General features: G+C 40.7%; 24 protein-coding genes, 1 pseudogene and 1 riboswitch. Of the genes and pseudogenes, 3 read left to right on the forward strand and 22 right to left on the reverse strand.

Annotated elements, in window-relative coordinates; genetic code table 11:
* Positions 1-221: 221 nt before the first annotated feature.
* The 13 genes from BCM40_RS15400 to BCM40_RS15460 all read right to left on the reverse strand — a co-directional run bounded on the left by BCM40_RS15400 (position 222) and on the right by BCM40_RS15460 (position 12,080).
* Positions 222-713: a methylated-DNA--[protein]-cysteine S-methyltransferase gene (locus tag BCM40_RS15400; RefSeq protein WP_065525096.1), complete on the reverse strand. Its 492-nt coding sequence runs from the start codon at positions 711-713 to the stop codon at positions 222-224.
* Positions 710-1,606 carry a DNA-3-methyladenine glycosylase family protein gene (locus BCM40_RS15405; protein ID WP_065525095.1) on the reverse strand — a complete coding sequence of 299 codons (897 nt, stop codon included), beginning with the start codon at positions 1,604-1,606 and terminating at the stop codon, positions 710-712. The genes BCM40_RS15400 and BCM40_RS15405 overlap by 4 nt, the downstream gene beginning before the upstream one ends.
* Positions 1,603-2,163 carry a bifunctional transcriptional activator/DNA repair enzyme AdaA gene (locus tag BCM40_RS15410; protein ID WP_065525094.1) on the reverse strand — a complete coding sequence of 187 codons (561 nt, stop codon included), beginning with the start codon at positions 2,161-2,163 and terminating at the stop codon, positions 1,603-1,605. The genes BCM40_RS15405 and BCM40_RS15410 overlap by 4 nt, the downstream gene beginning before the upstream one ends.
* 188 nt (positions 2,164-2,351) lie before the next feature.
* On the reverse strand, positions 2,352-3,032 hold the full coding sequence (locus tag BCM40_RS15415; protein ID WP_065525093.1) for a FusB/FusC family EF-G-binding protein: 681 nt from the start codon (positions 3,030-3,032) through the stop codon (positions 2,352-2,354).
* 210 nt (positions 3,033-3,242) lie between these two features.
* Entirely contained in the window at positions 3,243-3,986 is a 744-nt protein-coding gene (locus BCM40_RS15420; protein WP_065525092.1) for an SDR family NAD(P)-dependent oxidoreductase, read from the reverse strand.
* A 148-nt stretch (positions 3,987-4,134) separates the two neighbouring features.
* On the reverse strand, positions 4,135-5,880 hold the full coding sequence (gene pabB, locus BCM40_RS15425; protein ID WP_065525091.1) for an aminodeoxychorismate synthase component I: 1,746 nt from the start codon (positions 5,878-5,880) through the stop codon (positions 4,135-4,137).
* Positions 5,855-6,478: an anthranilate synthase component II gene (locus BCM40_RS15430; protein ID WP_065525090.1), complete on the reverse strand. Its 624-nt coding sequence runs from the start codon at positions 6,476-6,478 to the stop codon at positions 5,855-5,857. The genes pabB and BCM40_RS15430 overlap by 26 nt, the downstream gene beginning before the upstream one ends.
* A gap of 177 nt (positions 6,479-6,655) precedes the next feature.
* The gene (locus tag BCM40_RS15435) at positions 6,656-7,003 is read right to left on the reverse strand and encodes a GNAT family N-acetyltransferase (RefSeq protein WP_065525089.1); all 348 of its coding nucleotides are present in this window, start codon (positions 7,001-7,003) and stop codon (positions 6,656-6,658) included.
* 22 nt (positions 7,004-7,025) lie between these two features.
* Complete coding sequence (locus tag BCM40_RS15440) at positions 7,026-7,433, reverse strand: DUF1259 domain-containing protein (protein WP_065525088.1); 408 nt, start codon at positions 7,431-7,433, stop codon at positions 7,026-7,028.
* 391 nt (positions 7,434-7,824) lie between these two features.
* Positions 7,825-8,268 (reverse strand): flavodoxin domain-containing protein, encoded by a 444-nt coding sequence (locus BCM40_RS15445; RefSeq protein ID WP_065525087.1) that lies wholly within the window; start codon positions 8,266-8,268, stop codon positions 7,825-7,827.
* On the reverse strand, positions 8,249-9,295 hold the full coding sequence (locus BCM40_RS15450) for a ribonucleotide-diphosphate reductase subunit beta (protein ID WP_065525086.1): 1,047 nt from the start codon (positions 9,293-9,295) through the stop codon (positions 8,249-8,251). Before BCM40_RS15450 ends, BCM40_RS15445 begins: the two co-directional genes overlap by 20 nt.
* Before the next feature lie 12 nt (positions 9,296-9,307).
* Entirely contained in the window at positions 9,308-11,593 is a 2,286-nt protein-coding gene (locus BCM40_RS15455; protein ID WP_083394548.1) for a ribonucleoside-diphosphate reductase subunit alpha, read from the reverse strand.
* 1 nt (position 11,594) lies between these two features.
* Positions 11,595-12,080, reverse strand: a complete 486-nt coding sequence (locus BCM40_RS15460) for an acyl-CoA thioesterase (protein WP_065525085.1) — start codon at positions 12,078-12,080, stop codon at positions 11,595-11,597.
* 149 nt (positions 12,081-12,229) lie between these two features.
* Positions 12,230-12,408: riboswitch (cobalamin riboswitch) on the reverse strand.
* A gap of 349 nt (positions 12,409-12,757) precedes the next feature.
* Between BCM40_RS15460 and BCM40_RS15465 the strand changes: the two genes are divergently transcribed.
* Positions 12,758-14,062: an MFS transporter gene (locus tag BCM40_RS15465; protein ID WP_065525084.1), complete on the forward strand. Its 1,305-nt coding sequence runs from the start codon at positions 12,758-12,760 to the stop codon at positions 14,060-14,062.
* Between the two features lie 129 nt (positions 14,063-14,191).
* Here BCM40_RS15465 and BCM40_RS15470 read toward each other — a convergent pair.
* From BCM40_RS15470 to BCM40_RS15490, 5 genes and pseudogenes are all read right to left on the reverse strand, one after another.
* Positions 14,192-14,323, reverse strand: a pseudogene (locus BCM40_RS15470) (DUF3934 family protein); the annotation flags it as partial.
* Between the two features lie 76 nt (positions 14,324-14,399).
* On the reverse strand, positions 14,400-14,879 hold the full coding sequence (locus tag BCM40_RS15475; protein WP_065525083.1) for a glutathione peroxidase: 480 nt from the start codon (positions 14,877-14,879) through the stop codon (positions 14,400-14,402).
* Positions 14,880-14,915: 36 nt separating this feature from the next.
* On the reverse strand, positions 14,916-15,353 hold the full coding sequence (locus tag BCM40_RS15480) for a MarR family winged helix-turn-helix transcriptional regulator (RefSeq protein WP_065525082.1): 438 nt from the start codon (positions 15,351-15,353) through the stop codon (positions 14,916-14,918).
* A gap of 23 nt (positions 15,354-15,376) precedes the next feature.
* A complete protein-coding gene (locus BCM40_RS15485; protein ID WP_065525081.1) occupies positions 15,377-15,796 on the reverse strand; it encodes an organic hydroperoxide resistance protein in 420 nt (139 codons plus the stop codon).
* Between the two features lie 97 nt (positions 15,797-15,893).
* Positions 15,894-16,451, reverse strand: a complete 558-nt coding sequence (locus BCM40_RS15490) for a methyltransferase family protein (RefSeq protein WP_065525080.1) — start codon at positions 16,449-16,451, stop codon at positions 15,894-15,896.
* 176 nt (positions 16,452-16,627) lie between these two features.
* Between BCM40_RS15490 and BCM40_RS15495 the strand changes: the two genes are divergently transcribed.
* Together BCM40_RS15495 and BCM40_RS15500 are read left to right on the forward strand one after the other, a co-directional pair.
* Positions 16,628-17,092 carry a universal stress protein gene (locus BCM40_RS15495; protein WP_065525079.1) on the forward strand — a complete coding sequence of 155 codons (465 nt, stop codon included), beginning with the start codon at positions 16,628-16,630 and terminating at the stop codon, positions 17,090-17,092.
* 394 nt (positions 17,093-17,486) lie between these two features.
* A complete protein-coding gene (locus tag BCM40_RS15500; protein WP_065525078.1) occupies positions 17,487-18,812 on the forward strand; it encodes a murein hydrolase activator EnvC family protein in 1,326 nt (441 codons plus the stop codon).
* A gap of 42 nt (positions 18,813-18,854) precedes the next feature.
* Here the strand turns inward: BCM40_RS15500 and BCM40_RS15505 are convergent, their stop codons facing one another.
* From BCM40_RS15505 to panB, 4 genes are all read right to left on the reverse strand, one after another.
* Positions 18,855-19,460: a flavin reductase family protein gene (locus BCM40_RS15505; RefSeq protein ID WP_065525077.1), complete on the reverse strand. Its 606-nt coding sequence runs from the start codon at positions 19,458-19,460 to the stop codon at positions 18,855-18,857.
* A gap of 144 nt (positions 19,461-19,604) precedes the next feature.
* A complete protein-coding gene (locus BCM40_RS15510) occupies positions 19,605-19,883 on the reverse strand; it encodes a GNAT family N-acetyltransferase (protein WP_065525076.1) in 279 nt (92 codons plus the stop codon).
* Between the two features lie 15 nt (positions 19,884-19,898).
* Positions 19,899-20,798, reverse strand: coding sequence for a DUF5996 family protein (locus tag BCM40_RS15515; protein ID WP_083394549.1), 900 nt, complete (start codon positions 20,796-20,798; stop codon positions 19,899-19,901).
* Between the two features lie 149 nt (positions 20,799-20,947).
* Positions 20,948-21,784, reverse strand: coding sequence for a 3-methyl-2-oxobutanoate hydroxymethyltransferase (panB, locus tag BCM40_RS15520; protein ID WP_065525075.1), 837 nt, complete (start codon positions 21,782-21,784; stop codon positions 20,948-20,950).
* Positions 21,785-21,863: the final 79 nt, after the last annotated feature.

Here is a 21,863-nt window from a genome sequence, read left to right on the forward strand (position 1 = left end):
GTTTTATAGTAGAAAAAATCGTTCTAGCTGGACGCTTCCAAGGGTCACGGCTCACGCAATTAGCCTTTGGACGCACCCTCGCTTAGAAAAACCTAAAACCTGAGAAAGAAAAGCCCTCCACTTTTCTCTCTCAGGTTTTTAAGTATAAGCTGATTGAACAACAAAAAAGCTGTCCCAAAAATCATTCACACGATTTTCGGGACAGCTTTTCGATGTCATCATTAAACTGATTGATTGTCACTGCATGCTTTTTCGTGACGCAGTAGCCATTCTTTTCGCGGCAATGTGCCGGCGTAGCCTGTTAGTTTGCCGTTTGCGCCAATAATGCGGTGACACGGCACGACAATGCTTAGTTTATTTTTGCTGTTGGCGTTGCCTACTGCTCTGACCGCTTTTTCACTGCCGACAGCTTTAGCAATCGCACCGTAAGACACGGTTTCTGCATACGGCACATCGGTTAACGCCGTCCACACTCTTTGCTGAAATTCTGTTCCTGCAGACTCACACGCAAATGTGAAATCCATGCGCTTCCCTTGAAAATATTCTTCAAGTTGCTGTTGGCAATCTTTTAACACTTGCGGGCTATCTGGAGAGAGCGGCATTGTCACTCTACTTTTTTCACTAAACAAAATCGATCGAATGGCTTTGTCGGTTCCGGTGATTTCTACGATGCCGATAGGTGATTGAAATTCAATTTGATGCACGTGATTCATAATAATGACCTCCATAAATAGAATGTGGCATAGGCTTCCCACCCGCTCCAATTGGTCGAAAGCTCGGTAATTTCTGCGAGTGTTGGTTTTCGTTCCATGTTTAATTGAAATTTTAGGGCATTATGCAGCCCAACATCTGCAAGCGGAAAAGCAGATGCATCGTGCAAACATTTCATCATGACGTAATTGGCCGACCATGCGCCGACTCCTCGAATTTCTAACAATTTACTTTCCATGTCTGGCTCTTCTAGCAATCGCTCTTTGTTTAAATCACCGGTCGCCATCATAGATGCAATGCCTAAAATATATTCTGATTTCCGTCCCGTTAACTGTAACGCTCTCAATTCTTCAAGCGTCAATGCCGCGATTGTTTCAGGATGCGGGAAAGTCCAATACGTTTCCTCTTCGTAAACAACTGAATCTCCATAACTTTCGACAAATCTTTTCTTTAAAGTATACGCAAATGTTAAATTGATTTGCTGCCCCATGACAGCCCACACCAATGCTTCGAACAAGTCCGGGACACCTATTATACGCAAGCCGTAATATTGTTGGACTACTGGATTTAAGACAGAATCCGTTTCCGCCATTTCGTAAAATCCTCGCAAATCGGTGTTCAAATCAAACCAGTCTTCTATATATGCAACGACTTGCTCCCTTTCATCTGGAGTAGGTGTACTTAGCGGAAACTCAATGCGTAAAGCTCCCGGAACTGCTGTTAGTTGAAACAGCACCCGTTCTCCGTTTATGTTGAGCAACTTGATCACTTTGTCTTTTTTAATCCGGTATAAGTTTTCTTGCGAAGACCTGCCAAGATGCACGAGACATTCTTCATAATTAAAATCAGCAGGTGTTGAGATTTCTATATAGTGCGTACTTTGTACAGGCTTCATAGAAGAACCAACTCACTTTGCTTTCGATATTCTGATGGTGAATGGTTTGTTAGCTTACGAAATACTTTATAGAAGTTTGATGGGCTTTGAAACCCCACTTCTAGCGCGACTTCAAGGTTTGATAAATCGGTACTTGTTAATAAGCATAACGCTTTATCGATGCGAATTTTTTCAAGACAGGCATGTGGCGTTTCTGCAGTTTCTTCTTTGAAAATGCGCTCTAAGTATGACGGACTCATGCCGACATGGTGTGCGATTTGTTGAAGACTAACCCGCTCTTTATAATTGGCAGTCAAATAAGTCATAACGTTACGCGTAAGTTCTTCAGCAGGAGAATATTCCGTTTCTGGCTGACAACGTTTGCATGCGCGGAATCCGTTTGCCTCTGCCTCTTCTATCGTCAGACAAAATTCCACGTTCACTTTTTTCGGCTTTCGAGAACGACAAGAAGGGCGGCAGTAAATTTTGGTGGTTTTCACGCATGTGTAAAAAAGACCGTCGTACTTACGATCGCAAGCTATTACTTTGTTCCACATTTCATCAAAAGATAACCCCATACTCTCACTCCCGTTCACACTGTTTTAAAGTTTTGCTGCTCCCCAACGCTTGATCTTTAGTTTATCTCTTTTGACTAAAAAGATGCATCCTCAATCTTGCCTTTACAGTCTATAATGACTTTATCAAACCAATTAAGCTAAAAAATCACTCTAACATCGATTACACGATTGCAGAGTGATTTTTTTGGTTACCTTTGGAATTGCCCCACAAATTCACCCAGCGAATCCAGAGTTTTAATATTGCCATTGCACACCGTAGCATCTTGGCAAATGTAATTGCCCCGCTTAACAAATTGCTCGTTCCCTGAGTTTTTCGTCTTGGCGACAAACAGCCCTACTTCACTATGGTGATTGCAGACTTTGCAAATCCCTTGTTTTTGGCTGCGTGTGAAACTGCCTTGAAGACCTATCAATTGATCATTTAACTCCACAACCAAATAGCGCAAGTTGGAGCTTTCCGTCCAGCTTAAATAAGAAGTTTTATGGAAATTAATGATCTCCGTGTTCGGCCCTTTCAGCTTTTTGGCTTTGGGGAATAATTTTTTCAAGTTTTGCTCGGTAACTGCTTTAAAAGAAATAAGATATGGTTGCAGTTGTTCTAAAAAGCTCTCTGCCTCACTTAATTCTTTTATCTGGACGAGTGGCTGAAGAATTTTCTTTTGTTTTTCGGTCAAAACAGGAAATAGATTCTGAACTTTTTCATACGCCAAATGTTTTAGGACATGCAATACTTCAACGTCATTCGTGCTAGTTTGTGCCGTTAACAAAATTTTTGTTTGGTCTTTAATGAAGTTATATTGGTCATTTCGAATAAACGCTTTCGAATGCTCACCATGCTGATTTTCTATTGTTTCTTTTGCCTGAATCATTAACACCCACTCCTTACGTTTTGATACTTGCCCTTTACGGAAGAAAGAGGTTTTCTACATAACAATTTCTGTTACTCACCATGGTTACTTATGATTTCATCATACTTTATCCATTGTTTCTTTTCCATCCATCAGATTTTAGTTGCCCCTATCTGTATCAAAAATGCCCATTAAAAAAAGCTGCATAGCGCAGCTTTTTGAGTCTACCGTCTATTGAGTTGTATAGCCGCCATCCACCATAATCGTAGTGCCTGTAACAAATTCGTTTTCAACTAAAAAGACAATGGCATGTGCGATTTCTTCCGGCTGACCAATTCTACCGACAGGATGCCTAGCGATTACAACATCATAAAGCTCACCTAAGGTTTCTCTATTGACCAATCCCGTTTCTACATACCCCGGGGCTACTGCATTCACACGAATTTTATGCTCAGCATATTGTAACGCCAAAGACTTAGTCATAAGATTCACAGCGCCTTTTGAAGCGTTGTAAGCAAACGCACCACCTTCTCCGACCGACCCCAAAATTGACGAAGTATTAACGATGGCACCCCCTTCTCCGTGTTCAAGCATTTTCTTAATGGCGTGCTTAGCACCGAAAAAGACGCCATCCTGATTGACAGCAATCACCTTATGATAATCTTCATACGTCAGTTCATGTGTTACGCTAAATTCCCCAATGCCCGCATTGTTCACAATAATATCCACTCTGCCAAAACGTTCGACAGTGGCTGAGACCATTTTCTCCACTGACTCTTCACGTGAGACATCGACGCTAACAAATGCTACCTCGTCGCTGCTTTCCTTTAATTGTTGCTCGGCTTGCTGCCCGCCTTCTTCATTGTAGTCACCAATCACCACTTTTGCGCCTTTATCTAGAAATGCTTTCGCTGTTGCAAAACCAATACCAGATGCTCCGCCAGTTACAATTGCTACTTTTCCTGCAAGTTCCACTCGTTCCGCCTCCTTGTATTGGAAAGATGTTACCTCCTATTAAACATCAATTATCTGAATATTACAATTTTAATAACTATTTATGAATGACACAAAAAAAATCTAACCGAAGATCTTTTCACGGTTAGAATTTTTTATTTCATTGTATTTACTTACTTAACTCTACAGCGAGCCATCCTCGCACACCATTGATAAACCAAATAGCATCATACTCTTTTAACTCTTCTTTTAAAATGATTTTTTCTTCAATTTTTTGTTGATCTAATAGGTGCTGCCTAAAAGTGCCTGCTAACAAACCACATTCTACTGGTGGCGTGAAAAATCGACCGTCTTTTTCGACTATCACATTGCCAATGGTGAATTCGGTAATTTGCTGTTTTTCATTCCATAATAAGACTGAAAAGAACTCTTTTGAATGTTCAACACTTGCCTGTTCATAAACTTCACGGTGCGTGGTTTTATGAAAAAAAAATGGGTTTTTGCTATTTATAGGAGAACTAGCTAAGGCACATGTTACCGGTTCCTTCATCGGAGTTGTTTCTTGCGCTTGCAGTTCCAGTTCACCTTTACGATCTACTAAAAGACGCACTTTGTAAGTTCCTTGTGGATATTGTTGGGTCAGTTTGCCCAATTCAGCTTTTACTTTTTCACTATTTCCCGGGAAATGAAAATAATCCGAAGAGTCTTTTAGACGCGCCAAATGATACGACAACAACGGGTACTCCCCATTTTCAAGTTTTAACGATTCGAGCAATTTAAATACAGGACGTTTTGCAGTAAGTACTTCTGCTTTAGTCTGCAACTCTCGGTATTCTCCCTCAGCTGTTGAATCCCACGTAATGCCGCCGCCCACTCCGTAACGTGCTACACCTTTTTCTGCGTCAATCACAACGGTCCGGATAGGTACGTTAAAAACTGCTTCCTTTTTTGGTGTGATAAACCCGATAGCTCCGCAATAAACTTCTCTTGGTGTTTGTTCTAATTCGGCTATGTATTTCATCGTACTAATTTTCGGAGCTCCAGTAATCGAGCCACATGGGAACAGTGCATGAAACCAATCCCAAACTGTTGTGTTGTCTTTTAAATCAGCAGTGACCGTTGAAGTTAGTTGATGAACTGTTGGATAAGTCTCTACTGTGAAAAGAGGATCTGCTTTTACGCTTCCTTTTTCGGCTAAGCGACTCATGTCGTTTCGCAACAAATCCACAATCATTACGTTTTCAGCTTTTTCTTTTTCAGACGACAACAAGGTTTTTATGTGTTCTTGGTCTTCTTGTGTCGTTCGTCCTCTTGGCGCTGTGCCTTTCATGGGCTTCGCGATTAACTTGCCCTCTTCGACTTTGAAAAACAGTTCTGGCGATGCCGATAATAAACGAAAGCGCCCTAAGTTTAAGTAAGCTCCGTAATCTGCTTGTTGGTTTCTTGCTAGCTGGTGATAAAATGCTAAGTCATCGCCAGTAAATTTTGCAGACAAGCGTTCTGTATAATTCACTTGATACGTATGGCCTTCTTCGATGGCTGTTTTGATTTGTTGGATGCCGGTTTTGTACTGTTCTACCGAACTCGCCATTTCCCAATCCGATACACGATAGGTTTCTTGTTCTTTAAAGACTAAAGGCGTTTTTTGCGGCTCTTTAAAAATGCCAAACCAAAGAAGCGGCAGTTCACCTGCCGATTGAACTTGCATTTCCGGTCGAAAAGCTGGAGCTGCTTCGTACGCCACATAACCTGCTGCATAAAATCCTTTATTCACTGCTCGTTCGACTTCCGCTAAAATATCAGCGACTTTTTCCAGTTCGTGTGTTTCAAAAACCTTGACCGGATCACTAAAATACAGCGGTTCGATGTCTCCAACACTGTTTTTAAACTCATACAGTAGGTGAGGGTTCGTCATATTCAGTACCTCCCTTGTTTGTTTCTTTCCACTTTTTAGCTTGCTCATAACTATTTTTCAGCATTTGAAAGCCTTCCACCGTTAATATAGATTCCGGATGAAACTGGATGCCTTCCACTGGCAATTGGCGATGGCGAACGGCCATAATCACACCGTCTTCAGAACGAGCCGTCACTAGTAAGCATTCCGGTAGCGTATTTTCGGCCACTAACGAATGATAGCGAGTAACCGATGTTGGATTGGTGATTTTTTTAAAAAGTCCTTTTCCATCATGTGTTAGGCTAGAAACTTTGCCGTGCATGGGCTGATGGCCTTTTGTCACTATGCCGCCGAAATGTTCCACGATGGTTTGGTGCCCGAGACAAACGCCTAGTATCGGCACGTGTCCACTTAAGTTTGTTAATACGCGCTTGCTCGCTCCACTTGTTGCAGGTCGCCCCGGTCCTGGAGACAGGACGATTAAATCGGGATTTAGCGCTTCTAATTGTTTTTCTATCAATTCATCGTTTTGAAATATACGGACGGATGGATCTAGTTGCTCAAAATAATGAACCAGATTATAAGTAAATGAATCTTGGTTATCGATGATGACAATCATGGAGCACACCTCTTACCTTCGCTTTTATAAAATCAATCAGGTGTTTTTATTATACGCTGTAGACCGCCTCAGATGGAAATGTATGCATTAAAAAAGCCGGTTGTGTATCATCACAACCGGCTTTTTCATCGTTTTTTGTCAAATTCATCATTTGGGTTTGTGTTATTTCTAGTGTTATTAAACTCTGCACTTCATTAAAAACGCCTTTGTTGCTTCAGATGGTCTTGGTTTGCGATTGCCCATCAGTTTTTCGACACTTTCTACCATTTTATGGCCAATTCCTTCTCCTCTAAACGATGGAATGACAGTAATGTGCTGCACCGTAAAAAACTCGTCGTCTTCTATATGAACACCAATGATGCCTACGTAATAATCATTGGCCTTCCAAAAGAAAAGCTGCCAATCTGGGTGGTCATTGTATAGTTCCATCGTTTTCCTTAGTTGTTTTACATTTCGCTCTTCGGGCATGAATGCCAGCAAGCCCATCGCCACTTTTTCATGCGACCGTTTGTATCTAGTTAGCATTACACTCTCCCCCATTCAGTTGTTACTTTACTAGTGAATTTTGCTCTATCGCGTTAAATACAGCAGATAATCTGGTAGCGAAATCTTCAGGTGATTCTTCTGAAGACATATAGATGCATACAATATTCGGGTTTATGTCCACACGTTGTTGATAGTTTATCGGCAACGGAATAGCCTGCTGGTGAAGCGTGTCTGTAAAAAGAGCTAGCTCTTCCGGGAGTAACAATATTCCTGCCTCATTAAGCGCAGTGCCATCTTCTTTAAGGTTTTTAAACGAAATATCATGATCGAGCACACAATTGAAATTTTTGTTTTGAGAAGAAATATTGATGGCCCTCGTTTTTTTGATTAGGCATTCGCCATTTTGTACTTCTACTTCTGCATTCAGCAACACGCCAACTTGTTCGGCCAATCGCTCGAATCTATCCACCCGGTTCACCCTCCTGTTTTCCCATATCAATTTATATGGGATATTAAAATATTGTAGACACGAAAACACCGAAAAGAATCCTTAGACTCTTTTCGGCGTTCCTTACAGCCAAAATCATTAATGGATTGTATGTTGTTGCGCTTTTAATTCTTGATCGAAAAGATGGTGTAAACGAAAACGCCGATTTCTCATTTAGCTATCTTTTCATAAATACTATAGGTGTAAAGTGTTTACAGACGATAAAAATTCACGACAAAAAGTTCCACCGGTTTCTGCAGCTGGAAATAGTAAGAATCTGCTTTCTCGTTCTTTTCTATCCTATACCCCGTTTTTAAAAAATAAACACTTATAAGCAAAAATAAAAAACCGCCTCTCGGCGATTTTTCATCTTCTATTTAAGGAGTGCTACTAATTTCTCACAGCGAATCACGTCTTTTGGTTGAGGCATCAATTCCACTTTCAAGCTAGCTATCAGCAATGTTTTGACGTATAACATATCTCGAAAACGATCGACCGCTCCACAAAATTCTGCAAAAAAACGATCTCCCGTTCCGAAAACTGCTGTTTGTAACTCTTTGTTACCAAGCTGTTCAATCGCTTGATACAATCCATACATTTCTTTTGGAATTTCACCGCTTCCCCATGTATAAGTGCCAATCAACACTTGAGCAAAATAGGGCAGTTCATCAAGCAAAAATTCTTCTACTCGGTAAAGCTCAACTGGAATCCCTTGATTTAGCAGGGCTGTTTGCAGCATTTCTGCCAAGTGTTCTGTATTCCCAGTAACTGAAGTATAAACGATTGCTGTTCTTGGCTTATAGCTCGTCAAAGCCATTTGACTGCGACACTTTTGTGTAGGTTCTAGACTTTTGTTCAAAAAAGTCAGATTTGGTATCGTTCATCATGTCATCGCCAAACACTTGAATCCAAGGCATTGGATTGTTGCGTTCTTCATATAAATTGTCGAGACCAAGCTGACGCAATCGTTTGTTAGCTAAGTATTCCACGTAACCTTCAAACTCTACCAAATCCAACCCTTCAATATCAGCTAAGATATAGTGTGCCCACTCTTTTTCAAGCTGCACTGCTTTATCAATGGTCGTATAAATGTATTGAATGTTTTCGTCCGTATTCAAGTCCGGATTTTCCGTCAGCATGATGCGGATAAACTGTGCGATAAAATACGCATGCTGCATTTCATCGCGTTGAATATAGCTGATCATCGTGCTGGTTTTCAGCATTTTTTGCTGACGCGCCAAATGATAGAAAAACGCAAAGCCGGCATAAAAATAAATGCCTTCTAAATTAATCGAATTGACGCTTAGCTTAAACAAGTTTTGCGGCGTTGGATTTTGACGAAATTCTTCGTATGCATCCAAAATCAACTCATTGCGTTTTTGAACAACCGGATCGCTTTTTGCTTGATTGAAGCGTGCGTTTTGTTCACTCACGGAAACAAGTGAACTTAAAATATACGAATACGACTCGGTATGAACGGCTTCTTGTTGAGAAATTACCGCAAATATTGCTTTAAAGCTCGAATCGGTCACGTAGTCCATTGCTTGACTCATCGTTGGTGTTTGCAAACTGTCGAGTGATGCGAGTTGTGTATTGATACGTAAAAAGACGTCTTTTTCCACACTGCTCAAGCTATCCCATTGCTTTATATCGTCTTGCATATTGATTTCTTGCGCTTTCCAAAAGTTTGCCAACAACGCTTGGTACAAATCGTACATTTGCGGATACGCAATGTCGTTCCAATTCAATAACCCCGAAGACTGACCGTTTAACACGCCAGTCGATTTATTTGGATGTTCTGGATTTAATAATTTAATTTTTTTTAATGGTTCATGTATTGTCATGATCATTCTCCTTTAGCTTTGACATGCTTCGCATTCTTCGATCTCCGCTTGTGATGTACTGCGGACATAATAAGTCGTTTTTAAGTTTTGCTTCCACGCTTCTAAATGCAAATCCAGTAATTCTTTTGCTTTAATCGTGTGCGGCACATAAAAGTTAAAGCTAATCGATTGATCAATATGGCGTTGACGTGCTGCATTTTGACGAATGCTCCATTTTTGATCCAGTACGTGACGAGAACGACGGTAGAAATCATACGTATGGTGATCCAAGTCAGGCGCAGTCACTTTAAATTTGAAGTTCTTTTTCTCTTCAGCGTATTCAACAGCATAGAGCGGATCGATGCCGTCTGTTGAACCACCGATTTTCGCAGTTGATGAGTTTGGCGCAACGGCCATCATCCAGCCATTTCGAACTCCTGTTGTTGCTACTTGCTGTTGCAAGTCGTTCCAACGCTCACTCGTGTAGTTGCGGCGTTCAAAATACTCGCCTGTGTGCCATTCTGATCCGGAAAATTGACTGAACGCCCCTTTTTCTTCCGCTAATTGCATAGAAGCACGAATCGTTTGATAAGCAATTTCTTCGTATAACTTATCGGCAAACTCAACTGCTTTTTCGCTTTCCCAATGAATGCCTTCAAGCGCAAGCAAGTGGTGCCATCCAAATGTTCCTAAACCAATTGCGCGGTATTTTTTATTTGTTACTTCAGCTTGTCCAACCGAAATCGTATTTAAATCAATAACGTTATCGAGCATGCGCGTTTGAATCGGCACTAAACGCTCTAATACGTCTGCTTTAATTGCTCTTGGCAAGTTGATTGATGACAAATTACACACCACAAAATCGCCTGGTTTGCGAATCATAACAAGATTGCCGTCTTCATCAGTATATTCTTTAACAATGGTTGTAGCTGACATGTTTTGCATAATTTCTGTACACAAATTACTGCAATAAATCGATGTTAACCCGCGACCTCTCGTGTGCTTGTTCGGATTTTGACGATTGACTTCGTCGCGATAAAACATGTACGGTGTGCCGGTTTCTAGTTGCGACACCATAATGCGCGCCATAATTTCCATTGCGCGGTACGTTTTGCGCGGCAATAATGGGTGATCAACTGCCTCTTGGTATTTATCGCTAAAGTATTTGGTGTCTTTTTCATCGTAAAAATCTTCGAGTCCTAATGCGTTGCCATTCGCATCTTTCCACCCCATCACTTGCTTGACTTGATGCGGACAGAACGTATGCCACTCCCCAATGCTGCGCCCATTTTCATCTTTTTCTTGCAAACGTTCCATAAACAAATCTGGAATTGATACGCCTGTAAAAATGTCGTGTGCTTTACGACGCTCATCGCCATTGTTTGTTTTCAAATCCAAAAAGCCGTTCATGATGTCTTTATGGAAAACATCTAAGTAAATCGCGACAGCACCTTGACGCTGACCAAGCTGATCGACACTGACCGCCGTATCGTTAAGCAAACGAATCCACGGCACGACGCCTGAAGAATTGCCTTTGAATTTTTTAATATCTGAGCCTAACGCGCGCACTTTGCCGTAATAAATGCCGATGCCGCCCCCGTCTTTACTAAGACGGGCGATATCCCAATTGTTTAAATAAATACCGTCTAAAGAATCGTCTACCGTATCGATAAAGCACGATGACAACTGCCCAAAACTTTTACCAGCATTTGATAAAGTTGGTGTAGCAACCGTCATATACAAATGACTCATCGCCCAGTATGCTTCTTTTACTAGTTCTAAGCGCTGTTCTTTTGGTTCGTTTTGCATCAATGTCATGGCAATGACCAAAAAGCGCTCTTGTGGCAGTTCAAACAAACGCCCTTCGTAATCTTTGGCTAAATAACGGTCTGCTAACAAAAACAAGCCAATGTAATTAAACAGTAAGTCTCGCTCCGCATCGATTTCTTGTCCAAGTTCTGTGATTTCTTCTTGTGTATAAGCAGACAGTAATTCTGTCGAATAAATCCCAACTTGCGTTAGCTCTTGAATAAGTTTGTAAAAATCGCCGTATTTCTCAGAAGCGGAATACTCCCGATGTTCTGCAGCTTTTTTGTATAAATCACTTGCATACAATTCAGCAGCTACATAGGTCCAATCGGGCTGATCCATCGTAATATGGTTTAGCGCATACAATAACGATTGTTCGCCTTTTGCTTGTTCCGCTAGTTCTCCTGCTCGCTCAAGTAGCTCTCGTGTATCTAAACCGTATACTTCTGTTGCCCGTTCAAGCGCTTTTTCGACTGAGGATATTTCCGCCGTCTCAATTTTCATGTTCATATCAGCACAACTCCTTTGAGTATTCGTTTACTTGCATGCGTCGTTGTTTTCGTTCTTGTGCACTTTGGAATAACTTTTTCTCTGCGTCCGTTTCAGGGATTACGCCTTTAACAGGGATTGGTTTGCCGTCACTATCGACTGCAACCATTGTCAATATTGCGGTTGTTGTTAAATTGGTCACGCCCGTTTCAATTTGTTGGCATTCTGCTTTCACATAAACTTCCATCGATGTTCTTCCTGTCGAAATGACGACTCCTTCTAAAATAAAGATGTCTCCTACTTTGGCAGAAGATAAAAAGTTCACGGTATCGATTGAAGCGGTCACAACTGCTTCTCCACTGTGCCTCATTGCGGTAATCGCCGCGATTTCATCTATGTATGCGAGTACCGTTCCTCCAAATATTGTGCCTAAATGATTGGTATCTGGTGGCAACACCAATTTTGTTTGAACTGTTCTAGCCACGCTTGCAGCTAATGCTTCTGTCATACCTTCCATTCCTCCATCTCTACAAAACAAAAAACCCATCCTCTCAAGGAGAGGATGGGTTTGAAAACGCAGAATAACATACCAAGACAGCTGAACTTAACTGCTTGCGCATCATATCTTCGTTATCCCTCTCTACTCCCGGAGAAGATCATAAACTTGTAACGAAGACAGGTCTCCTGGCTCGTGCGTCATCCTTTGCTATCTCCTTCCCGTCCATTGGACAGTGGGTTGTGATAGCTCGTCAGCACTTACAGTTGCGGGTACAGCTCCGGAGTTTCACCGGATTCCCTATTAAGCCTATTTAGGCACCTTCGTTATCGATTTCTACTATATATAGTTTTTTTTTAGAATAAAACACTAAATATTGTACTTAATAAACTATAAACCACTTTTCCACTTTAAACAAGGGGATGATTTTAATTAGCTGTTAACTATTGTTTTAAAGTTTATTTCACAGCATTTATAGTTTTTAACGGGTTAAATTTTACACGTATCGAAAACTTTTATTCCCTAATAAGTTTCCAAAATATCTGAATGATTCTTTTATTTACAGTTATATTTCAACCCATATTAGAACAAAGATGTGTGCTATGATAATAAATTGTGATTTTAGAATATTTTTTGATACTAATTTTGGAAATATAGTAACCAAGTGTTACAGCAATTGGAGATGCACTATGAAACAATTAACAGGAAACGCTTTTCATTATGGCTGGGTCATTATCGCGATCGCTGCCTTGTCTCAATTTTTCTCTGGACCTGGACAAACATATTCTAATTCGATTTTCATCGACTACTATATAGAGGAATTCGGTTGGAGCCGCTCGACGGTTTCGGGAATCTACTCAGCTGCGACATTAACTGCAGGGTTTATGTTATTTTTTGTCGGCCGCCTAATTGACCGAAACGGTTCGCGAAAAATGGCTGTGACCGTTTCCATCGCCTTGGCAGTGGCTTGCTTTTTCAACAGTTTCGTTACCAGTTTGGTTATGTTGTTTATCGGCTTCTTTTTTATACGGCTCCTTGGTCAAGGTTCTATGGCACTTATTTCAAGCTCACTTATCCCTCAATGGTTTGTTAAAAAGAGAGGGCGCGCTATTAGCATTGCCGCAATTGGTGGATTAGTCAGCTCGGCGGCTTTTCCTTTACTAAATGTCTGGCTAATTGAAGCATTTGGCTGGCGCAGTTCATGGCTGATTTTAGGTGCCATCATTGTTGTCTGCTTTACGCCTCTCGCTCTTTTTCTGATTCAAAATTCACCTGAAGAAATGGGCTTATTGCCCGATAATGGGGAAATCCTTAAAAACAAACTCCCCAAAAAAGAAGCGGTTGAAGTTAGTTGGGCAGTAAAGGAAGCTTCTAAAACCCGCGCTTTTTGGTTATTGTTGCTATGTGCCGCTATACCCGGAATCGTTAATACCGGATTAACCTTCCATTTGGTATCGATCTTCGCTGAAAAATCTTTATCGTTAGAAACAGCTGCTGGTATCTTAAGCTTAACAGCATTGATTGGCTTGCCGATTACTTTTATCACAGGTATCTTGTTGGAAAAAGTAAAAGTCCAGTACATGCTTGCAGTCGTTTTTGCAGGGGAACTTTTTTCTATATTGCTTCTTCAAAAAGTAGATGTTTTCGCTGGGGCCGTTATTTTCGGTTTAGTTTGGGGCATTAGTATGGGGATTGAGCGGATTGTCATGGCTGTGGTATGGCCAAATTATTTTGGCAGAAAACATATCGGGAGTTTAAGTGGTATTGCAATGGCTATGGTTGTTACTGGTTCCGCACTCGGACCATTGCCGCTCGGCATTGCTTTTGACTTTTTTGGTGGATATGTAGAAATCTTGTGGATTTTAATGATTTTCCCGGCCTTTGGCATGCTTGCCGCTTTGCTAGCACACCCGCCTGTAAAACAGGATGAAGGCATCCAAAAACGGGTTGACCATACAAATCGACCTGCTAAAAACCCTTTACTCATGGAGTAAAGGGTTTTTTAGAAACTTCCGCTCTGCCACACACAAAAAAAAGGATGCCCTTTTGGACAACCCTCGACATTTTATCTATGCATCGACCCATACAGAAGCTTTTTCTTTATCTGTTTTCGGTTCGTCCGCTTTTTTGTTATTTTTGCTAGTATACGGTTTGAAACTCTTTGCTTTGTTTGCGCCAGATTTCCAGCGAGTCCAGCCTTTTTTGCCAGTTCCTTGACCCGTACCACTTTTTGCTTTCGCTTTTGCTTTGCTCATTTTAATCACTCCATTACTGCTACGATGATGTACAGCTTATCACATCACGGCCTCTAGTGAAACAGAAACCTTTTCGTTAAGAGCGAGTAAGTACTTTTTCGATGTCTTTTCTAAACGACTCCGGCGTATCTTTTGGAGAAAAACGGGATACAATATCGCCATTTGCGTCCACTAAAAACTTCGTGAAATTCCATTTGATATCACTTGTTAAAAACCCTTTTGTATTGCTCGTTAAATACTTAAAAAGTGGATGCGCATCGCTTCCGTTCACTTTCACTAAATCATGCATCGGGAACGTCACCCCATAGGTCATACGGCAAGCTTCTTGTGCTTGTGCCCCTGTAGCTTCTTCTTGCTTAAACTGATTCGACGGGAACCCTAGAACGACTAGCCCTTGTTCTTTGTATTCTTCGTATAATTTTTCGAGACCATCAAACTGATCGCGTAGTCCGCATTTTGTTGCAGTGTTCACAATTAACAGGGTTTTGCCTTTATATTCACTTAATGAGTACTCTTCACCGTTTGGTTTTGATACTTCAATATCGTAAATAGTCATCTTGCTCACTCCTTATTTACTGATTCACGCGACTTTTTACAAATTCATTGTTTTAAACGCTGCGTTCAACTCTTTTAAGTTCTGCATTAACGTCATTGCATTTATGCCCATAAAATTGCAACTCTCCACTTTTTCAAAAACGGCTCTTTCGATAGCCGATTGTTCGTTTTGCGCTTTTTCGGTCAACGCAATTACAAATGCACGTTTATCTTTTTCCGATTGTTGTTTCGATAAATGGCCATTATCAATCATTCGTTTAATGATTGGATTTAATGTACCAGTTCCTAGTCCCAACCGTTCCCCGATATCTTTCGACAGCAATTCGGGCTCCTCCCACAGAACAAGAAGCACCAAGTATTGTGAAAAAGTTAAATTGAAGGGTTCTAATGCTCTTGCATACATTTTTGAAAAATTGCTAGAAGCTTTGTACACTTCAAAACACAGTTGTTGCTCGAGTTTCGTCGGTTTCTCCATTTACATCTCACCTATACTGGTTATTATAGAACAGTTATTTCTACATCTACAGATCCTGCAATCGCTTTTGAATACGGGCAGGTTTTATGCGCTTTTTCTACATATTCTTGTTTTAGTTCTTCATCAATGCCAGTTATATCGACTACCAGTTTGACCGCTAGTTTTACGCCGCCATTTGCTTTGTCTCCGATTAACGCAACAGTTGCTGTTACTTCACTTTTCTCTATCTCCACTTTACCAGCTTCAAGTACTAATTCCAACGCGCTGTTAAAGCAGGCGCTATAGCCAGCCGCAAAAAGTTGTTCTGGATTTGTCGCAGTTGTAGCAGATCCACCAAGCGCTTGAGGTTTTGCTACGTCCATATAAAAAATATTGTCCGGAGAATACACCGCTCCGTCTCTTCCGCCTGTATTGGTCATTGTTGTTTCAAATAATGTTTTCATTGTATGTAGTCCTCCTCTTATTTATATCGCACACGACTTACATTAAACTATATCGTACACGATGTAAAAAGAACTGCTCACCAATGAATAAATCTTATTAATAAACGAACGGGATAAGTCTGGCACGTTTCTTCATCCAAATTTCATAATCGGGACCAAACTTTTCAACCAGTAAACGCTCCTCGTAATTGATGCGCCGAAGCAAAGCCCATACCATTGCAATGCCCCCTATAATTGTCGCAACTAAGCTACCAAAAAACAGGGCCATGCCGAGCGTGATCAAAAATAAGCCGGTATAAAGTGGATGGCGTAGCTTTCTATAAGGCCCACTACTGACAATTTGGTCGCCCTCTCGAACTGTGACGTAACGTGTGAATTGAGATTTCAAGTGCAAAATTCCCCAAAAACGCAAAAACACTCCTGTCGCGAGAAAGATGATACCCACTACTTGCCCTATAAACGAAAGTGTTTGAAACGGCTTGAGTTCTTGTAAAAAATACGCCATTACAATGGTGCCGATTAATACTCCAAAAATCGCAACAAAAGTACGTTTTTCCAACGAATCTCCTTGACCAACTCCACGATTACGAAAAATCAAAAATTCACAAAGCCAAAAGACACTTATTGCTGTAAATACCCACTCCATTATCGTCATATGAAAAGCCTCAACTTCCTATTCTTTTCTTCCCATATTATAGAAGGTTTTCATGTAAAACAATTTCTATTGCTTATTTATAAATTTGTTCATTCGCAGATTCCGAGGGATACATTAGAAGGAACTTTCTTCCACAGTGGCGAATTTATACTATAAGAAACAAGGAGGAATGCTAAATGACGTTAAAATACTCTAATATTTTAGTAGCAGTCGACGGCTCGAAAGAATCAGAACTCGCTTTTAAAAAAGGTTTAGCTGCTGCCGTTCGAAACAATGCAACCTTACACCTTGCACATATTATTGATAACCGCTCATTTGGTTCTATTGAAGCTTACGACCGTACGATTGCAGATCGTACAAAAAAAACGTCTCAAGAGTTATTAGGCAAGTACAAAGAAGAAGCACTCGCTGCCGGCGTTGAAAACGTAAATGTCATTATTGAATACGGCGTACCCAAAATCGCCATTCCAAAAGAACTCGCCCCCAAGCTAAATGTGGATGTCATCATTTGTGGAGCTACCGGATTAAATGCGGCTGAACGATTCGTAATGGGCAGTGTCTCTGAACGAATTGTCCGTACTGCCAAATGCGATGTACTCATTGTTCGCAGAGATCAAGCTGACGTATTAGCAGAAGAATAGCCAAAAGCCTTTCCCGAATTAGATGGGAAAGGCTTTTTCATTTTCACTTTGTTGCAGCTTCCCCTCTTACAAAATTCCTCACACCAACTCAAATAATTAATAAAACTCATAAATAATTACAGAAAAATCTGATTTCTAGTGATTTTTTATTAAAAAACAGCATATAAATATTATTTTCTGATAGTTTGTCATTTACGCATTGAAATTGATAAGAAACTGTAATAATAAATAGGTTTATGTGGTGTTACAATGATTCTGCTGGATTTTTCCTAACAGACACCAAAGTTTCGGGAGAAACCATTTTTTATGTAAAGAATTTTACGATAACTTATAAATAGTCACGGAGTAACTCATAGATAGATAGTCACGGATATATGAAAGGGGAGCAATAGTTTTGAATAGATCATCAAAATTTTTAACAGTCGCTTTATCAACTGTATTGGCTTTAACGATGTTTTTGCCTTCCGCAAATGCTGATAAATTAAGCGATTTAGAAAAACAACAGCAAGAGGTTCAACAAAAGCAAAGCGAATTGAACGCTGGCATCCAACAAAAAGCTAGTGAAATTTCCCAGAACCAAACCACTCTCGAAAAAATCATCGCAAAAATTAGCGAATTAGATAACCAAATCATTGAAACTCAAGATAAAATTGACGTGGCTCAAGCCGAAATCGATCAAACAAAAGTGGAAATCGATGAACTGAGAAAGTCTATTGAAGAATTGGAAAGAAAAATCGCTGAACGCGAAGAATTATTAAAAGAACGTGCACGTGCAATTCAATTAAGTGGTGGATCAGTAGATTACATAGATGTACTACTAGGTGCAAATAGCTTTGTTGATTTCATTGACCGTTTTTCAGCAGTTAACATCTTAATCGAAGCTGATCGTGAAATTATGCGTGAACAAGCAGCTGACAAAAAACTTCTTGCTGAACAAAAAGCTGAAGTTGAAACAAAACTAGCTGAACAAGAAGCGAAAAAAGCTGAACTAGTGGACTTGAAAAATTCACTAGCTGCTAAGAAAAATGAACAAGCTCAACTTGAAGAAGATTTAAAAGCTGAACAAGCGCGTTTAGCAAAAGAAAAGTCTTCATTAGAAGCTGAACATAGTGAAACATTGGACATCAGTGCGGATCTTGAGAAAAAAATTGGTGCAGAACAAGCACGCCTTGCAGAAATTGCACGTAAAGCTGAAGCGGCTCGTTTAGCGAAAGAAGCAGCGGCACGTAAAGCGGCAGCGGCAGCAGCGGCTAAAGCATCTACATCTAAAGCACCTGTACAAGCGGTAGCATCATCTGCTCCATCTACAGGCGGTTCAACATTCATTCTTCCTGCAGCTGGACGCTTTACATCAGGATATGGCGGACGTGACATTGGCGTAGGCGCAGAATCACACCTTGGTATGGATATTGCAAACGTACCTGGTACACGTATTTCTGCTGCAGCTAGCGGTATCGTTTCTTACGCTGGTAACATGGGTGGATACGGAAATGTTGTTATTTTGACACACTCTATTAATGGACGTACACATGCTACCGTTTACGCTCATATGAGTTCAATCAATGTATCAGTAGGTCAACCCGTATCACAAGGCCAACAAGTTGGCGGTATGGGTAATACTGGCCGTTCTACTGGCACACACCTTCACTTTGAAATTCACGTAGGACCATGGAACGGCTCACGTTCTAACGCAGTCAATCCTGCTCCTTACGTACGATAATAGATAAACTCTCGAATTCTCGAATGAGAATTTGGGGGTTTTTTATTTTGGCCTTTCGATTGAAAAAATTTCGCCTATATGCGCATAATTTGCACCTGCTAAACGGCTAACTGCCCCTAAGCCTATAGGGTCAATACGGCCACTTTCGTATATTTTTTCATCTACGTGGAACTGGATTACCTCTCCGATAAACAAATCACTACCAGATCCGTCCCCTCCTAACGAAACGGCTTGTACTAAACGACATTCCATACGCACTTTCGATTCTTTTACACCAGGCACTGAAATTTCTGTACTAGGAATGAGTGTTAAATTGACTTTTTCCACTTCACTTTCTGATGGTGGCAAAGTTGCTGCGGTTTCATTGATTTGTGCCACATTTTCATCATCTACAATATGAACTACAAACTCACCCGTATCATAAATATTTCGAGCAGTGTCTTTCAACTTTCCAGTCGATCGTTGTATGGAAACAGATACCATTGGCGGATTGGAAGACACGATGTTGAAATAACTAAATGGCGCTCCGTTTACTATTCCTGATTCAGATTGAGTAGTGATAAACGCAATTGGTCGCGGAATAATCGAACCTACTAATAATTTGTAATTGTCTCGCTCACTATTTTGTTTAGGGTTGATCGAAATCATTCTAAATATCCTCTTTTCTATTTGAGTGTTTAACATTTTTTAAGTTATTCAAATACTCCTTTTAAAAGATTGATCAACTATTTATTAACTCAGTAAGGTAGCCAAACTTATTTGGCTACCTTACTTTTTTACTTATAACAGTTTTTATTTAGTTGCTAAAACATCTTCAAATTCCGAACGATTTGAAAGTTCTTTTTTGGCAAATGGACAACTTGCCGTAATTTGGACGCCTTCTTGTCTCGCGTAATCTACTACTTTCTCCACAAGCATTTCACCTACACCTTGTCCTCGTAAGCTCTCACTCACATACGTGTGATCGATGTTTATTAACTTAGAGTCGGTTGGTTCATAGTGAAGCTCTGCATCCGGGTCTCCTGAGTCATTCCCAATATAAAATTTGTTTTCTCCAGTTTTAATCTCCATCTTCCATTTCCTCCTCTACTCCATTTTCAGCGGTATAAAGTAATGAGAACAGCCTTCCCACTCTAATTCCGCCTGTAAGACATCAAAAGTCGTGCGGAAAAACGCTTGAACTGTTTCACTTGGGTTGTCTGATTTCATCACGCTTTCAAGATCTAAAAAATATTCGCTCAAACTTGCTTCGTAATAGGCTTCAGCTGGCTTAACACTCGGATAATTTAAATCTTTGTTGATAAATGGATAGGGCAATACAAAGAAAGAAGGTGTATCGGTTTTCTCGTCGCCTAGCCAACATCCATACTCGATCATATGCTCGTCAAATGCCGCTTTTTCAATCACTTTATCTTCCGGAAACTCTTCCATAATTCCGTTTACAATGATGGCTGAAACATCGAACGTTCCCCAAAAAAGAGCCGGTTTTACTTTACGGCATCGTAATGGAGCTAAAAATTTCAGCTGCTCATTTAGGACAAATTGAAAAAGCGTTAATCCTCTCACTGCATCTTGCTGATGGAACGTTAATGGGGTCTCGTCTTCATTTAATAGCTTTTTGTATGCCATTTCCTGTGGTTTTGGGTTTATCGTTACGTCGACCCCTCGTGAATGCAAACTGTGAAATATTTCATCAAAATAATCTTTGATCGATTTTGACGTTTCAATCGGGATGTCTTCGGTTGTTCCATTGACATTTATCGAGATCAAACTATTTCTGACATCGACATCCAGTTGCAAAAGGTCATCCCCTGCAAATAACAAACCCGTAGTAAAGCCGTTTGGCGTTAGCGGAAGTGTGATATGCGCCCATTGAGGTTCTTTATGAGCCGTGACTAGTTTTATCTTCCCTAAAATCTGAGAGACTAAATGCAGCGTAAACTTCGTATCTGCCCATTCTGAATGCTTTATCATACTCGCTTTCATCGTGTCTCCTCCCTCCTCTATTTTGCTCCTTATTAAATTCATATACCCGCGAGAAATTTTTTCTAACATAGAGTAGAGAACTTAACGACAAAACACCCCCAAAGTTAGTTTTTATTGCTAACTTTGGGGGTGTACTATCTTTTTAGTGCTTATTCTTTTCCACCATACAATTGCTTCAGTTCTTCTTCTTTCATCGTGAAGCGATGTTCTTCTGCAGGAAATACGCCTGATTTTACTTCATTCACATACTGAATCAAGCCGTTTTTCATACTCTCGCCTGTTTCAGCATACGAACGAACAAATTTCGGCAAATGATGCGAGCCGTATTTTAAGGTGTCGTGGTAAACAAGTACTTGTCCATCTGTTTCACTGCCAGCACCAATGCCAATGACTGGTATCATAAGGGCTGCCGTTACTTTCTCAGCTAATTGGTAAGGGATGCATTCAAGAACCAGCATGCACGCTCCTGCCGCTTCACAAGCGAGGGCATCGTCGATCAGTTTTTGTGCAGCATCTGCTGTTTTGCCTTGCACTTTGTAGCCACCAAGAACCCCTGCCGATTGAGGAAGCAAACCTAAATGCGCCACAACCGGAATGCCTGTGCGGGTCAATAATTTCATGGCGTCTACCACTTCATCTGCCCCTTCTACTTTCAATGCTTCCGCTCCGGTTTCTTGGAACATGCGAACTGCATTATCTAGTATTCGTTCGGCACTTCCATGAAACGATGCAAACGGCATATCCACTACTAAAAATGTGTCCGGAGCTCCGCGACGAGCGGCTTTGCCGTGATGAATCATGTCGTCTACGGTTACTTTCACAGTGGAATCATAGCCGAGAACGACCATTCCAAGAGAATCGCCGACTAAAATGACATCCACGCCGGCTTCTTCAGCAAGCTTGGCTGATGGGTAATCATAAGCCGTCAGCATGGCGATTTTTTCATTTTGTGTTTTCATTTTGATCAGTGAAGCGGTATTCTTCATTTTTTCTCTCTCCTTTTGGGAGGAAAACCAAAAATAAAGCCCATCTTTCCAATTTTGGACAGACGGGCAGGAAGTTTAT

Origin of the sequence: Planococcus donghaensis, assembly GCF_001687665.2 — a bacterium.
Classification (GTDB): Bacteria; Bacillota; Bacilli; order Bacillales_A; family Planococcaceae; genus Planococcus; species Planococcus donghaensis.

Excerpts from the sequence above, each read along its gene's own strand:
- BCM40_RS15400 (WP_065525096.1), bottom strand. The coding sequence starts at position 713 with ATGAATCACGTGCATCAAATTGAATTTCAATCACCTATCGGCATCGTA.
- BCM40_RS15405 (WP_065525095.1), bottom strand. The coding sequence starts at position 1,606 with ATGAAGCCTGTACAAAGTACGCACTATATAGAAATCTCAACACCTGCT.
- BCM40_RS15410 (WP_065525094.1), bottom strand. The coding sequence starts at position 2,163 with ATGGGGTTATCTTTTGATGAAATGTGGAACAAAGTAATAGCTTGCGAT.
- BCM40_RS15415 (WP_065525093.1), bottom strand. The coding sequence starts at position 3,032 with ATGATTCAGGCAAAAGAAACAATAGAAAATCAGCATGGTGAGCATTCG.
- pabB (WP_065525091.1), bottom strand. The coding sequence starts at position 5,880 with ATGACGAACCCTCACCTACTGTATGAGTTTAAAAACAGTGTTGGAGAC.
- BCM40_RS15430 (WP_065525090.1), bottom strand. The coding sequence starts at position 6,478 with ATGATTGTCATCATCGATAACCAAGATTCATTTACTTATAATCTGGTT.
- BCM40_RS15435 (WP_065525089.1), bottom strand. The coding sequence starts at position 7,003 with ATGCTAACTAGATACAAACGGTCGCATGAAAAAGTGGCGATGGGCTTG.
- BCM40_RS15445 (WP_065525087.1), bottom strand. The coding sequence starts at position 8,268 with ATGGCTTTGACGAGCTATAAGCCAAGAACAGCAATCGTTTATACTTCA.
- BCM40_RS15450 (WP_065525086.1), bottom strand. The coding sequence starts at position 9,295 with ATGACAATACATGAACCATTAAAAAAAATTAAATTATTAAATCCAGAA.
- BCM40_RS15455 (WP_083394548.1), bottom strand. The coding sequence starts at position 11,593 with ATGAACATGAAAATTGAGACGGCGGAAATATCCTCAGTCGAAAAAGCG.
- BCM40_RS15460 (WP_065525085.1), bottom strand. The coding sequence starts at position 12,080 with ATGACAGAAGCATTAGCTGCAAGCGTGGCTAGAACAGTTCAAACAAAA.
- BCM40_RS15465 (WP_065525084.1), top strand. The coding sequence starts at position 12,758 with ATGAAACAATTAACAGGAAACGCTTTTCATTATGGCTGGGTCATTATC.
- BCM40_RS15475 (WP_065525083.1), bottom strand. The coding sequence starts at position 14,879 with ATGACTATTTACGATATTGAAGTATCAAAACCAAACGGTGAAGAGTAC.
- BCM40_RS15480 (WP_065525082.1), bottom strand. The coding sequence starts at position 15,353 with ATGGAGAAACCGACGAAACTCGAGCAACAACTGTGTTTTGAAGTGTAC.
- BCM40_RS15485 (WP_065525081.1), bottom strand. The coding sequence starts at position 15,796 with ATGAAAACATTATTTGAAACAACAATGACCAATACAGGCGGAAGAGAC.
- BCM40_RS15490 (WP_065525080.1), bottom strand. The coding sequence starts at position 16,451 with ATGACGATAATGGAGTGGGTATTTACAGCAATAAGTGTCTTTTGGCTT.
- BCM40_RS15495 (WP_065525079.1), top strand. The coding sequence starts at position 16,628 with ATGACGTTAAAATACTCTAATATTTTAGTAGCAGTCGACGGCTCGAAA.
- BCM40_RS15505 (WP_065525077.1), bottom strand. The coding sequence starts at position 19,460 with ATGATTTCGATCAACCCTAAACAAAATAGTGAGCGAGACAATTACAAA.
- BCM40_RS15510 (WP_065525076.1), bottom strand. The coding sequence starts at position 19,883 with ATGGAGATTAAAACTGGAGAAAACAAATTTTATATTGGGAATGACTCA.
- BCM40_RS15515 (WP_083394549.1), bottom strand. The coding sequence starts at position 20,798 with ATGAAAGCGAGTATGATAAAGCATTCAGAATGGGCAGATACGAAGTTT.
- panB (WP_065525075.1), bottom strand. The coding sequence starts at position 21,784 with ATGAAGAATACCGCTTCACTGATCAAAATGAAAACACAAAATGAAAAA.